Consider the following 12,087-nt stretch of genomic DNA (forward strand, 5'->3'; position numbering starts at 1 on the left):
ATGCTTGATCATCTCGTCGGTCTCCTGTTGCGAGCTCTAATCGCTCAGGTGACCGGCGCAAAACCGTTACAAGTCCAGTGCGGTGTCGCCGGCCGTGTTCGGCTGGGTGCTCGATCTCACCAATATGACTGGGCATCCACCGTCTCAGTGGGGCTGGGCGTTTGCTATGCTGGGCATCGGTGGACTGGTCGCCACCTCCGCCGCGTTGTTCCTGAGGGTCCAAAAGCCCGATGTGGACGAAATTGCTGGCACGGCTGGTCAGGACCCTCCTCGTACGTGATTCCTTCGGGCGCACACCCCAACACCAACTCGGCTAGAGCCCTCCCGACACGCGAAGCACGGTCGCGTTGACGTAGGAGGCTTCGTCCGAGAGCAGCCAAAGAACGGCGGCTGCTATCTCGTGCGGCTCGCCAGGTCGCCCGACGGGGATGCGTGCGGCTACGCGCGCGGGACGATCCGGCTCGCCGGCGGCGGCATGGATGTCGGTTAGGACTGTGCCCGGCGAGACGGCGTTGATGCGAATGCCTCGCGGAGCCAGTTCCTTGCCGAGACCGATGGTGAGCGCCTCAACACCCGCCTTAGTGGCGGCGTAGTGAACATATTCTCCGGGCGCGCCCAATGTCGCCGCGATGGAGGAGATGTTGACCATGCGGCCCTTCGTTCCCCGCGCCAGCCAGCGCCTTGAGGCCTCCTGTGCCAGCCACATCGTGCCCAATAGATTGACCTCGGTCGTGCGGCGCAGCGTCTCGACACTGCTGTCGACAAACGCGCCGATCGGTCCTGTCACCCCGGCATTATTGACGATCATAGAGACTTGGCCGAGCCGCTCCTCGACGGTATCCATGAGTCTGCGGGCCGCGTCGGGATCGGCAATGTCCTGACGCACGGGCAGAGCAGTCCCGCCTGCCTCGGTCACTTTCTTCGCTAGGACGTGCGCTGCGGCGTCGTCCGCTCGATATGAGAAGGCGGTCGCAATTCCTGCGCGCGCCGCGCAACGGACGATCTCCGCTCCAATACCGCGCCCGCCGCCGGTGACGATAAGCACATGTGAGTCCATATGAAGCCTCAAACGATCATTTCCTCGGGTTCGTCGAGCAGGGCGGAAACGATCCGAAGGGCCCTCTCCAGATCGTCGCGGTTGGTGGTCGCCATGACCGAGAGCCTCACGCCTCCGCCGCAGTCCCCCCCGACGAATGACGCGTCAGGCGGTGTCAGGCGGACGCCGCGCTCGCCCGCCAGTCTTGCGAGCTTTTCCGCACGGACGGGTTCCATTGGAAGCCACAGATGCGGCGCTCCCTCCGGCATAGGAATGGAGTCGAGGCCGACTACGCGGCGCGCGAGCTGGATGCGGCCCTTGGCCTCCGCCCTCAGGATCGAGGCAGCGGTGGCATCGGCACCGAGGTCAAGGAGCGCGCAGGCCATCTCCGCCCCAAAAGGCGCAGAGCCCCACACCTCTGCCCTTAGCGCCTTCGCGATCTCGGATCGGCGGTCCAGCGGCGGGGCCATAATCCCCACCCGGATCAGCGGCGTCAGGCATTTGGAGACGCTGTTGAGATAATACGTTCGCTCGGGCGCCATTTCCTTGAAGGTCTTTCCTCCTTTCGTGGAATAGACCGAATAGATGTCGTCCTCGACGATCCAAGCGTCGTACTTCTCGATGACGACCACCAACTCCCGGCGCCGGTCCTCACCGATTTCGAAACCGAGTGGATTCTGGCACACAGGCGTCAGATAGACGATCCGCGCGCCGCTCTCGCGAAGCACTCGGTCAAGATCGTCCGGGATCATTCCATCGCTGTCATGGCGAACGGGCACCATCCGCATATCCAGAGCCCTTGCCGCCGCGAGGGCGCCTGGATAGGTCGCGCTCTCGGTCGCGATGATACGAGAATCCGTCCGCAGATCCTGAAAAGCAAGATGGACGCCATGTTGCACGCCGACGGTGAGGATCAGCTGATCCTCGTCAAGGTCCAGCCGCGATCGTCGTAGCCAGGCGGCCAGGGTCCTTCGCTGTTCCGCGGTGCCTCGCTGATCGGCATAGCCTCCGTGCGGGAGCGCAAGCGCACGCCGCAGTGCGCGCTCACCTGCCGCCCTGAAGGTGTCTTCCGAGATCACCTGCGGCGGCCCATTGATCGCGAGGTCAATGATCCCGCCTTCGATGGGCGGGATGCGGACGTCGTTGACAAAGGTGCCGCGGCCAACCTCTCCCCGGAGGATGCCGCGATTGCTGAGCAGGTCCAGCGCCTTGGTGACTGTGCCGATCGAAACGCCTGCCCTCTGGGCAAGCTCCCGATGGGTCGGTAGGCGATCCCCGGGATGATAGCGGCGCTCGCCGATGAGACGCTCAACCGCGATCGCGAGCCGCTCGTGGAGGGCTCCGGGCAAATCCGGTAGCTGGATTTTCTGTGGGGCGGTGCCGGTCAAAGTCCCTCGCAATACAATTCTTGGAATTGTACTACATCGCAGGAAATGATGACGCAGCCCAGCATTAAATGGGCTCGATTGCGGATGCGCCTGAAGAGCATGCCGGCGAGCGAGAGATGTCGATGGCATCATCCGGCATCCGGCGCGGCACTCCGCCGATGGAACGCCTCGGTGACCGCCACCATGTCCAGGCCGCCCCGATCCAGTGTGATGGCCTCCCGGTAGAGCTCACGGCAAGTTCGCATGAGTGGTGACGACGCGCCGGCTGCGGCAGTCGCATTCGCAATGAGATCGACATTCTTGAGGACGTCGGCGATCGTTGCTTGGGGCCGCCAATCCTCGGACACCAGCTTGCTTGCTTTCACCTGTGAGACATTGCTCGCCATTGGACTTGCCGCCAGAACCTCGCGCAACGCAGCGCAATCGATCCCAGCTCGATCCGCGAAATGGAAGGCTTCCACGAGGCCGGTGACCATCACGATCATGAAGTGGTTGACGGCAAGCTTCATCTTGAGGCCGCCGGGGACTGGACCGCAGTCGAAGGTCTCACGGCAGATTGCCTTCAACCACGCGCGGGCGCTGGCGATGTCTTTTGGCTCGCCCGCGACCATTGCCACCAGCTGGCTGTCCTGCGCCTGCTGCCTAGAGCCCGAGACCGGCGCTTCAACATAGCGCCCTCCTGCCGCGCAGATCTCAGAGGCGAGACCGCTCGAATATTCGGGTGACGTGGTGCCGGTGTTGATGATCAGCTTGCCGGCCACTCTCGTCGGCAATCGAGGGGTTCCGCGCCCGAGAACGGAGTCGATCGCGGCCGGCGTCGCAAGCATGAGTATGATCGTCTCGCACCTGGCGAAGACCTCCTCCACGTTGCTGGCGGCTACTGCCCCGCCTGAGACGGCAGGCTCAAGCTTGGCCGGCGTCCGGTTCCACACGATGAGAGGCACGCCGGAGAGCGCCAGATTAACCGCCATTGGCTGCCCCATGAGGCCTAGCCCAATGAAGCCGACCGGGATCATCGCTCAGGGGAATCCTGCTGCGCCGGTTCGACACCGGAATGCGGCCAGCGCCGGAAGATTGGCAGCGCTTCGGCGTCTTCCTGGAACCGGCGAAGATTGGGAAGACCCGCCTCCGCCCAAACGTCAGGGATAAGATGGTGCATGAAGGTGCAGGCGACGCCCAGCGTCAGTCCCGCCTGCGTTGGACGGCCGCGAGCGAGCCAAAGGTCCTTTTCCTCGGGCTGCTCGTTAAGCAGCCTGCAAGCCGCCATCACCTGGCGCGACACGCGCTCCGCCCAAGCCCCATGCTGCTTGTTTGGGGGCCGCAGCTCCCTCTCGTAGACGAGCTGGACTGCCTTGTCGCAGGCTGCCAGAGCGAGCCCGAGAACTGCCGCACACCTGCTCCGGCCGACTTTGTCACGCGGCCACAGGCTCCGCTCTACGGGGGAGAAGCTTTCGAATTGCTCGATGATGATGCTCGAGTCCATCAGCACCGCGTCATCATCCATGACCAAGGTCGGCGCTCTGACCACGGGATTGATCCGTCCGAACTCGCCGAAGCCTGAGAACACCGAAATCGCCTCGTGCTCGAAGTCATGGCCCAACTCCGACAGGCTGATAGCGACCCGCCGCACATAGGGTGAATCCAGCATGCCGATGAGCCTCATGCCTCCTTTTTTCCTCCAAGGTTGGAACGCACGTCTCCGGCAGCCGCGACGATCGTCTGATGGGCAAGGCGCGCGAGAGAGCCGGCCAGGCTGATCCTGGCCGCGCCCGCCTCTGCAACCGCCTTTGCGGTGATGTCCTTCTGGCCAGGATAGACAATGACGCTGACCGGCCGGGAGAGCGCCTCACAAACCCTGCGAATGGCGGCGATGTCAGGCAGTCCTGGCGCGAAGAGCACATCAGCCCCGGCAGCCTCGAAAGCCTTAAGGCGCGCAATCGTGTCCTCAAGGTCCTCCCGCCCGTGAAGGAAGTTTTCGGCTCTCGCCGTCACGACAAGATCGCCCGATGCGCGCGCCGCGGCGACCGACTGCCGGACCCTCTCGACCGCGTGATCGAAATTGTAGATTGGCGCATCGGCGCGGCCAGTCGCGTCCTCGATCGAGGCGCCGGCGAGTCCGCCGCGGATGGCGGCGACCATGAGCCGCCCGCACTCGGACGGCTCGTCGTGGAAGCCGTTCTCAAGGTCTGCGGACACCGGCACATCGACCGCCGCACAGATCGTCGTCGCAACCGCCATCGAAGCGAGCCGGCCGACTTCTCCGTCACGGAGGCCTTGGTCGAGCGCAAGTCCCCCGCTAGTAGTGGCCACTGCTCCGAACCCTGCCTCCGCCATGGCGATCGCAGTACCGGGCGACCAGACGTTCGGCATGACAAAGGGGGCTCCCCGTCGATGCATCGCACGAAACTCACGCACCCTCTCAACCTGTGTTCGCATTCGCATACCTCTAGTAAGGATCGCCGTTCTTGTGCGTGAAGCGCCAGCTGTTGCCTTCCCGCGAAGCGGCAAGGTCATCGAACGGATAGGTCGCCTCGTCACCCTCGGTTCTGTCGCCCACTTCGAGATAGGCGGCGTGTCGATCCGAGCGGTTCTCGAGGTGGTGGCTATCGCCCCCTGCCGCGAAGCCGGCGCACATGCCGGCTGATAGCGCCCACTCGCTGCTTCCGCTCACCAGAACCAGCTCCCCCTCAAGGACGTAGATGAACTCATCCTGCCTGCTATGGCGGTGCTGGAGCGAAGAGACGGCGCCGGGTTCAAGAGTAGTCAGGTTCACACCAAAATTTTTCAGCCCGAAAAGCTCGCCAAGCGGTCGCTTGTGCCGTCCCGCCATGCGACTGGCGAAAGGTTCTGGATAGTGTGAGGCCGTCTTGCGGAGCGCAGCCTCGCTACCGTGTTGTGGTGCGCGCATCATCCTGCGGCCTCGCGCCGGAACGCTGGTGAACGAGCGGGACCAGCCGTTCGATGTCTTCCCTTCTGCATTGTTATGTGCGGCAAGCGCCGGCATTCCTTTGACACGCAACGATCCTCACGCGGGCGGTTGGTCGTCGGCTGTCCGACGCGACCCGAGATCTGCAGCGTGTCACCATTGCTCACTTGAATCAACTATGATTGTATCTATTGATCACTCACTGGACTCGGCGGCGTTCATCTGACGCCCTGATCAAGGTGCGTTTAGGTATGACGTGGAGGCCCAAATGATGGATTTGGCAACGGAGGCGCGGGTACGCGAGAGCTTTGACCGTCAGGCGTTCATGTCGGCGATCGGAGCTGTGCTGCAAGAGGTCGCGCGAGGGCGGGTGGTCATGCGTCTTCCCTTCAGCGGCCAGCTTACGCAGCAGAACGGGTTCTTCCACGGTGGTGTGATTGCAACAATTGCCGACGTGGCCGGCGGATATGCTGCCTACAGCATGTTCGATGCCAGCGCCGACGTGCTGACGGTCGAATTCAAGCTCAACTTACTGGCGCCAGCGCGCGGCTCCTTTCTCACCGCATCCGGCGAGGTTCTGAAAAGCGGGAGAACACTCACCGTCTGCGCCCTTAAGGTCTTCGATCACGACCGTGATGAGCAACGCCTCTGTGCTGCCGGTCAACAGACGCTGATCAGCGTCGGAAAGGCAGGCTGATGTCCGTCTGTAGTCCCTGGGAGCCTGCTTCGGGTTCGGCTTCCCCCATCACGCAAGCAGCCCGAGCCCAGTGATGGAGTCGTCGACTTTCGCATCACTTGCGCTCTTCTCGGTCGCGATGTCGATCACGCCGGGGCCTAACAATCTTCTTCTGACCACCTCGGGAGTAGCGCACGGGTTTCGGCGGTCCTTGCCGACGCTTTTCGGCACCTTGCTTGGTCTTGGCATTCTGTTCCTGGTGAGCGGCGCCGGTGTAGGAGCGCTCATCATTAGCGTGCCACAAGTCGAGCTGGCCTTACGCGTGCTGGGCGCCTTGTATCTGCTCTACCTCGCGTGGCGGCTCTGGACAGCAAGTGGCTTGAGCGAAGGCGCACAGCAGCCGCCCTTGCGGGTCTGGCATGGCGTGGTGTTCCAGTTCGTCAATCCAAAGGCTTGGATGATGACGATCTCAGCCGTCTCGATCTATGTTGCACCAGCAGCCGACTATTGGCCGCGGCTCATTCTGGTCACAGCGACTTTTCTCCTCATCTCCCTGCCGTCCATCACTCTCTGGACCGGGTTCGGCGCTGGCATGAAAGCCATGCTCAAAGATTCCTCACGCGCTATAGTTTTCAATCGTGGAATGGCTGTTCTGACCGTCTTGTCGGCGGTCCTCGTGTTACTTTGGACATAGGAGAGCCAGCCATGATCGAAGTCTTCGGAGACGAGTGCTCGGGGAATTGCCTCAAGGTGAAGTGGATTCTCGAATATCTGCACCGTCCGTTTCGATGGACTCAAGTAGATATCCTAAGAGGCGAGACGCGCACGCCCGAATTTCTCGCGCTCAATCCTGCATCGCAGGTCCCAGTAGTGGTTCTTGAGGATGGGCGGAGGCTCGCCCAGTCCAATGCGATCGTGCTGTATTTCTGTGAAGGAACTCCGCTGGTGCCGAGCGACCCATTCGATCGGGCACGGATGCTCGAGTGGATGTTCTGGGAACAATATAGTCACGAACCATACTTGGCAGTCCGGCGCTTTCAGCGACTTTATCTCGACCGTGCGGATGCAGAAATCGACCCGCGTCTGATGGAGCGCGGCACAGCCGCGTTAGCCCGAATGGAGGCTCATCTGACCGACCAGCGTTGGCTCGTGGGTGAGACTCTCTCGGCCGCTGACGTGTCCCTACTGCCCTATACGATGCTCGCCCCAGAAGGTGGCTTCAGCCTGGCCGAATACCCCGGCGTCTGCAGCTGGATCGCGCGAGCGAGCACTGCGCTCGGCATCGACGCTAAGCCCGATGGTGATGGAAATGGAGCCAGCGATGCAACGTCTTGAGCATAGCTTCGTCACGCTGGACGTGTTCACCGATCACACCTTCGGAGGCAATCCACTGGCGATCTTCCCGAACGCCGGCCACCTCGACGCAACGACGATGCAGGCGATCGCGGGCGAGCTCAATCTCAGTGAGACGGTGTTTATCATTCGTCCCGACGAGAATGCCTCACCGCGTCTACGGATCTTCACGCCTCGCGTGGAGCTGCCGTTCGCCGGTCACCCGACGGTCGGCGCAGCGATCTTCCTTGCGGAGGAGGCGGGCGCAGCCGACCGAGCACCCCGCGTCCTTGAGACTGCTGCCGGCGCGGTTCTGATCGATTTGCGTCAAGATGCAGAAGGACGTTTAGAAGCATTCGTGACCTCGCCCCAGCCGCCCCGGAAGGGACCAGCGCCTTCTCCGCAGGCGGCGGCAGCCGCATTGCGCATTGCTGCGCGCGATCTCGCCTTCGCGCCAGCCGCCTTCAGCGCCGGCGTTCCTTATGCGTTCGTGCCCGTCGCCTCGCGTGAGCTGCTATCCCAAGCGTCGCTCGACCCGGCGCGGTGGGAGGAAAGCTTCAAAGGCGCGTGGGCCCCGGCGATCTTCGTATTCACGATGGACGATTGGGAAAGTGGCCGGGAGGTGCACGGGCGAATGTTCGCTCCCGGAATCGGAATCACCGAGGATCCGGCAACTGGAAGCGCAGCGGCAGCTCTGGCCGGACTGCTCGTGGACCTTCAGGGTATCGCCGACGGCCAGTGCGGATGGAGCGTCCGACAAGGAGAGGATATGGGTCGCCCCAGCACGATCCATATCAAGGCGACCGTTTCAAATGGGGTGGTCGAGAGCGCACAAATCGGCGGGTCTGCCGTTCGCCTCATCGAGGGTAAGATCAGATGCTGATCCGGAACGCCAGACGTGAAGGCGGGGGCGAATAATCATGCCCGAGCAAAGCACGGCGACGGCACCCGAGTGGGCAGGCTCAGTCCTCCTGACGATCGACATGCAACAAGATTTCGCCTCTGAAGGTGGGAACGCCTATGTGAGCGGAACTTCTGAGATCACAACGAACTGCGCTCGCTTGGTGGATGCGTTCCGCGCTGCGGCCCGGCCGATCATCCATGTCGTGCGTCTGTACGAAGTCGACGGCTCCAATGCGGAATTAGGGCGACGCGACCACATCGCGAAGAATGGCCCGATCGCAGCACCTGGCACATCTGGATCACAGCTGACGCCGGCGCTCTGTCTTCAGCGACAGCCTGAACTTGATGCCGGTCGCTTGCTAACTGGCGAGCTTCAGCGGCTCGGGGCGCAAGAGTGGGCGATGTTCAAGCCGCGTTGGAGTGCATTCTTCGACACACAGCTGGAGGGATTCCTGCGCAGCATGGGCGCCTCCACTGTCGTTGTTAGCGGATGCAACCTCCCAAATTGCCCGCGGGCGACGCTTTTCGACGCCAGTGAACGCGACTTTCGCGCGGTGCTCGTGAGTGACGCGACCTCTCAAGTGGACGAGCGGCGCCTGGCCGACCTCAGCTTGATTGACGTGCATGTGCTCTCAACGCCGATGATCGAGGCGAAACTAGGCTGTCTCCGCGATCGCAGTCGTCCCGGCACGCAAGAGAACGAAGCGCAATGAGCATCGAAGCAGTCAGGAAATTCCTCGAGCGGAAAGCTCCTCACATCGAGATCATCGAGATGGACACCATCACGGCGACCGTTGCAGAGGCGGCTCAAGCCCACGGCGTCCGCCCTGCGCAGATTGCTAAGACGCTGTCTCTGAGTGCAGGCGGCCCGCCGTTCGTCCTGGTGACGAGCGGCAACGCCAAACTCGACAACAAGAAGGCCAAACACGCATTCGGCGCTAAAATCCGAATGCTGCGCCGTGAGGAGGTGGAGGCGGCCACGGGCCATCCAATCGGAGGCGTTTGTCCGTTTGGCTTGCCCTCTGCTGTGCGGGTCTACTGTGATGTTTCGCTGAAGAGCATGGACGAAGTCCTCCCGGCGGCGGGAACAGTCAATGCGGCGATCAGGATCAGCCCTTCGTGTATGGCGGCGATCACCGGCGCGACCTGGGTCGACGTATGTAGTCCGCTTCGCGATGACGAGGCACGCCTCAGCAGCATCTCGGGCGGTCAATCTTGACCACGGAAGCAACTGAGTCGTTCGCGCCCATTCGCGAAGGAGCGCGGATTCAGCTGCTCGACGTCCTGCGGGGGCTCGCGGTGTGCGGCATCCTTCCTGTGAATATCATCGTCATGGGGACGGTGGGGGATACGCAAGGGCTTACCTATCCGGCGCGTTGGAACGCGGACTGGATCACATGGTCTTTGCAGCATGTGCTCCTTGAGGGGCCGATGCGTGGGCTATTCACCATTCTGTTCGGCGCGGGCATGCTGATCATGCTCCGACGCACGGAAGGAGAGCGGCCGGACATCGTGCCAATCGACGTTTGGGCCAGACGCTGCCTCGCGCTGCTTCTCCTCGGTATTGTGCAGTTCGCAGTCTTCCTGTGGCCCGGTGAGATCTTGTGGACCTATGGGGTGGCTGGCCTGGCGCTCCTAGCCTTTCGGACCGCGCGTCCAAGAACGCTATGGCTTTGGGCGCTGCTCATCATGTTGGGCCTCAGCGCATTTCGAACCTATGACACGGGTGAACGCGTTACCACCTATCAACGAGCTCACTCCGCCGAAGTGGCGCAAGCGGCGGGGCGGTGGATCTCTAGCGAGGAGAAGCAGGCGCTCGATGCCGCGCGGGCGGCCCAAGCGGCTGTGTATCCATCTGATGACAGCCTGGCCGAAGAAGTCCGGCAGCGCACCAGCATCGGCGGTCTGCTGCGCTGGAGCGCCTCTGGATGGGCCGCTCGCCATTTAGGCAACTACAGCTGGTGGGGCGTGGCCGAAAGCCTTGGCTTCATGCTCGTCGGGATGGCGCTCTACCGCTCAGGGATACTGACAGGTGCGGGGTCAATGAGCCGCTACCGCAGTATGCTGCTCTGGGGCTGCGGCATCGGCCTGTTGCTACGCTCGGCAGATCTCGCTTGGCAGGCACGGACCGGATTCGAACTCGACCTCCACCGGCTGAGCCTCACTGCCTCGCTGTTGCGGTCATTCCTCTATGAGCCCGCCCGCCTTGCGCTTACGCTCGGCTATATCGGGCTGATCGTTCTCCTGTTTCGATCGGGCGCCTTCGGCGCTGCACATGCCGTGCGGGCCCTCGGGCGTATGGCGCTGACGACGTACTGTCTGCAGTCGATCCTCACCTCGATCCTCTTCTATGGGTTCGGCTATGTCGGTGCCTTCGATTTCGTTTCGCTGATGATCGTCTCAGTTGGAATATGGACTGCTACGGCCCTGTTCTGCGTGTGGTGGCTGAAACACAGTCCGATCGGACCGGCGGAGCGGCTCTTGCGCGCGCTCGCGTACAACAGCCTCAGGTCGGATCATCGCCCGCAAGCAGAGATAGTTGCCGGTTCACCCCCGCTTTAGCTTTTCCCTTGCGCACTATCCTCTGTCGTCTTGGTCAGGCCACTTCACCTTCACAGCTGTCTGAACGCGATCTGTCGATTGGTGGCAGCAGTGCTCAGCGGACGAGTCGCACGCGGTTTACAGCATCGCCCAATTCCGGCCCTCGCCAATAAGGTTCGATCCAGATCAGCTTACGTTCGGCGCGTCCGGCACCGACGGCATGCTGTCGCCAGTGGCCGATCACGAGCTGGCGACGCAGCAGGTTCGTAGCGCTCCCTCGGGTCCCGGCCCGTGCCGGACCGCTCGCGCTATTCGAAAGCGGCGATAAGCCGTCTCCGACTACCACATGCGATGCACTCCAGGCCACGCCGCGCGTCCGGGCGGACGTCTCCGCCGCTGTCCTGACCCTGGCCGCCCGCGATCCCATGTAGAGAAGGCAGTTGAGCAGCAAGCGATGGAAATCCCGGCCATACTCGGGTGCGCAGCTTCGATCGGCGGGCTGATCCCAGTTGCACTCGAGCATCTCCTCAACTGTGCCGCGCTCACAGTCGAACGACCGGCTGTAAGTTCCATAGCGATGGAGCCCGCGCGTGTGGAAGGAAGTGGCTGTGAAGCGCCGCCCCTTCGGGGAATCGACTTCGGTAACAAAGGCGCTGACTGTTCCCTTGGCGGATGCCGAGCGGAACGGTCGACCGAGATTGAATGCGCCGATCGTTGCCTGATCGTCGAACAAGAGCAGAATGCTCTCGAAGGGAGCCCGAAGCGCGGCACTCGGTACATCAACCTGGGTATTGAGCAGTCTGCTCGCGAGGCCGGGCGCGATGCGGAAGATCCTGTGCCCTCCGAGTGTGAAGCTGAGCAAGACCTGGTAGCGTCTTGCGAGGTCGCGCAGCTCGGATGCGATCAGGGCCTTCTGGTGCTGGCGCAGGATATCTCTGGTGAACTCCCGGCTTATGCCATGTCTCTTGGAATAGTCGGCGATGATCTCGTCGAGCCGACTATTGGCCAGCATTGGATAGGATGTCGGAATCGCATCGAGATCCACGAAACCGGGACCCACGCCCAAGGATGATAATCGGGCAGCGTCCGATTTCACTGTCGCGACCAGTTGTCGATCCTTCGACCTTACGAGATCGAGGAACGACAATGGCAGTCCGTCACCGCTCATCGGGAGGCAAGGCGACTACGATGCAGCGCCGCGGTCGAGTTACATGCCTGGATCGGCATCCTTGATCCAGATCCTGATGGAGTGACACTCTCATCGCAGCTGCTCTTCCTTCATCCT

At 62.4% G+C, this 12,087-nt stretch carries 14 protein-coding genes; 7 read left to right on the forward strand and 7 right to left on the reverse strand.

Annotated features, from left to right (window positions below; all coding sequences use genetic code 11):
- Positions 1-313: 313 nt before the first annotated feature.
- The 6 genes from QHC67_RS12760 to QHC67_RS12785 all read right to left on the reverse strand — a co-directional run bounded on the left by QHC67_RS12760 (position 314) and on the right by QHC67_RS12785 (position 5,335).
- On the reverse strand, positions 314-1,057 hold the full coding sequence (locus QHC67_RS12760) for an SDR family NAD(P)-dependent oxidoreductase (protein ID WP_319294865.1): 744 nt from the start codon (positions 1,055-1,057) through the stop codon (positions 314-316).
- An 8-nt stretch (positions 1,058-1,065) separates the two neighbouring features.
- Positions 1,066-2,424, reverse strand: coding sequence for a PLP-dependent aminotransferase family protein (locus tag QHC67_RS12765; RefSeq protein ID WP_319294867.1), 1,359 nt, complete (start codon positions 2,422-2,424; stop codon positions 1,066-1,068).
- A 128-nt stretch (positions 2,425-2,552) separates the two neighbouring features.
- Complete coding sequence (locus QHC67_RS12770; protein WP_319294869.1) at positions 2,553-3,440, reverse strand: NAD(P)-dependent oxidoreductase; 888 nt, start codon at positions 3,438-3,440, stop codon at positions 2,553-2,555.
- Positions 3,437-4,087, reverse strand: coding sequence for a glutathione S-transferase family protein (locus QHC67_RS12775; protein ID WP_319294871.1), 651 nt, complete (start codon positions 4,085-4,087; stop codon positions 3,437-3,439). The genes QHC67_RS12770 and QHC67_RS12775 overlap by 4 nt, the downstream gene beginning before the upstream one ends.
- Positions 4,084-4,938, reverse strand: coding sequence for an isocitrate lyase/phosphoenolpyruvate mutase family protein (locus QHC67_RS12780; protein ID WP_319294873.1), 855 nt, complete (start codon positions 4,936-4,938; stop codon positions 4,084-4,086). Before QHC67_RS12780 ends, QHC67_RS12775 begins: the two co-directional genes overlap by 4 nt.
- The gene (locus tag QHC67_RS12785; RefSeq protein ID WP_319294875.1) at positions 4,871-5,335 is read right to left on the reverse strand and encodes a cupin domain-containing protein; all 465 of its coding nucleotides are present in this window, start codon (positions 5,333-5,335) and stop codon (positions 4,871-4,873) included. The genes QHC67_RS12780 and QHC67_RS12785 overlap by 68 nt, the downstream gene beginning before the upstream one ends.
- Before the next feature lie 283 nt (positions 5,336-5,618).
- Here QHC67_RS12785 and QHC67_RS12790 point away from each other — a divergent pair, with 283 nt between their 5' ends.
- The 7 genes from QHC67_RS12790 (at position 5,619) to QHC67_RS12820 (ending at position 10,823) form a co-directional block, all read left to right on the forward strand.
- Positions 5,619-6,047, forward strand: a complete 429-nt coding sequence (locus QHC67_RS12790; protein ID WP_319294877.1) for a PaaI family thioesterase — start codon at positions 5,619-5,621, stop codon at positions 6,045-6,047.
- Positions 6,048-6,120: 73 nt separating this feature from the next.
- Complete coding sequence (locus tag QHC67_RS12795; RefSeq protein WP_319294952.1) at positions 6,121-6,720, forward strand: LysE family translocator; 600 nt, start codon at positions 6,121-6,123, stop codon at positions 6,718-6,720.
- A gap of 11 nt (positions 6,721-6,731) precedes the next feature.
- A complete protein-coding gene (locus QHC67_RS12800; RefSeq protein ID WP_319294879.1) occupies positions 6,732-7,361 on the forward strand; it encodes a glutathione S-transferase family protein in 630 nt (209 codons plus the stop codon).
- Positions 7,348-8,241: a PhzF family phenazine biosynthesis protein gene (locus QHC67_RS12805; protein WP_319294881.1), complete on the forward strand. Its 894-nt coding sequence runs from the start codon at positions 7,348-7,350 to the stop codon at positions 8,239-8,241. The genes QHC67_RS12800 and QHC67_RS12805 overlap by 14 nt, the downstream gene beginning before the upstream one ends.
- A gap of 37 nt (positions 8,242-8,278) precedes the next feature.
- A complete protein-coding gene (locus QHC67_RS12810; RefSeq protein WP_319294883.1) occupies positions 8,279-8,974 on the forward strand; it encodes a cysteine hydrolase in 696 nt (231 codons plus the stop codon).
- Positions 8,971-9,480: a YbaK/EbsC family protein gene (locus tag QHC67_RS12815; protein ID WP_319294886.1), complete on the forward strand. Its 510-nt coding sequence runs from the start codon at positions 8,971-8,973 to the stop codon at positions 9,478-9,480. Before QHC67_RS12810 ends, QHC67_RS12815 begins: the two co-directional genes overlap by 4 nt.
- A complete protein-coding gene (locus QHC67_RS12820; protein WP_319294888.1) occupies positions 9,477-10,823 on the forward strand; it encodes a DUF418 domain-containing protein in 1,347 nt (448 codons plus the stop codon). Before QHC67_RS12815 ends, QHC67_RS12820 begins: the two co-directional genes overlap by 4 nt.
- A gap of 94 nt (positions 10,824-10,917) precedes the next feature.
- Here QHC67_RS12820 and QHC67_RS12825 read toward each other — a convergent pair whose 3' ends face one another.
- The gene (locus QHC67_RS12825) at positions 10,918-11,970 is read right to left on the reverse strand and encodes a hypothetical protein (protein WP_319294890.1); all 1,053 of its coding nucleotides are present in this window, start codon (positions 11,968-11,970) and stop codon (positions 10,918-10,920) included.
- Positions 11,971-12,087: the final 117 nt, after the last annotated feature.

This window comes from Sphingobium sp. (genome assembly GCF_033795625.1).
GTDB lineage: Bacteria > Pseudomonadota > Alphaproteobacteria > Sphingomonadales > Sphingomonadaceae > Sphingobium.

Bases quoted from the DNA above. Each gene is read 5' to 3' on its own strand.
- QHC67_RS12760 (WP_319294865.1), bottom strand. From the start codon at position 1,057: ATGGACTCACATGTGCTTATCGTCACCGGCGGCGGGCGCGGTATTGGA.
- QHC67_RS12770 (WP_319294869.1), bottom strand. From the start codon at position 3,440: ATGATCCCGGTCGGCTTCATTGGGCTAGGCCTCATGGGGCAGCCAATG.
- QHC67_RS12775 (WP_319294871.1), bottom strand. From the start codon at position 4,087: ATGAGGCTCATCGGCATGCTGGATTCACCCTATGTGCGGCGGGTCGCT.
- QHC67_RS12780 (WP_319294873.1), bottom strand. From the start codon at position 4,938: ATGACCTTGCCGCTTCGCGGGAAGGCAACAGCTGGCGCTTCACGCACA.
- QHC67_RS12785 (WP_319294875.1), bottom strand. From the start codon at position 5,335: ATGATGCGCGCACCACAACACGGTAGCGAGGCTGCGCTCCGCAAGACG.
- QHC67_RS12790 (WP_319294877.1), top strand. From the start codon at position 5,619: ATGATGGATTTGGCAACGGAGGCGCGGGTACGCGAGAGCTTTGACCGT.
- QHC67_RS12795 (WP_319294952.1), top strand. From the start codon at position 6,121: ATGGAGTCGTCGACTTTCGCATCACTTGCGCTCTTCTCGGTCGCGATG.
- QHC67_RS12800 (WP_319294879.1), top strand. From the start codon at position 6,732: ATGATCGAAGTCTTCGGAGACGAGTGCTCGGGGAATTGCCTCAAGGTG.
- QHC67_RS12805 (WP_319294881.1), top strand. From the start codon at position 7,348: ATGCAACGTCTTGAGCATAGCTTCGTCACGCTGGACGTGTTCACCGAT.
- QHC67_RS12810 (WP_319294883.1), top strand. From the start codon at position 8,279: ATGCCCGAGCAAAGCACGGCGACGGCACCCGAGTGGGCAGGCTCAGTC.
- QHC67_RS12815 (WP_319294886.1), top strand. From the start codon at position 8,971: ATGAGCATCGAAGCAGTCAGGAAATTCCTCGAGCGGAAAGCTCCTCAC.
- QHC67_RS12825 (WP_319294890.1), bottom strand. From the start codon at position 11,970: ATGAGCGGTGACGGACTGCCATTGTCGTTCCTCGATCTCGTAAGGTCG.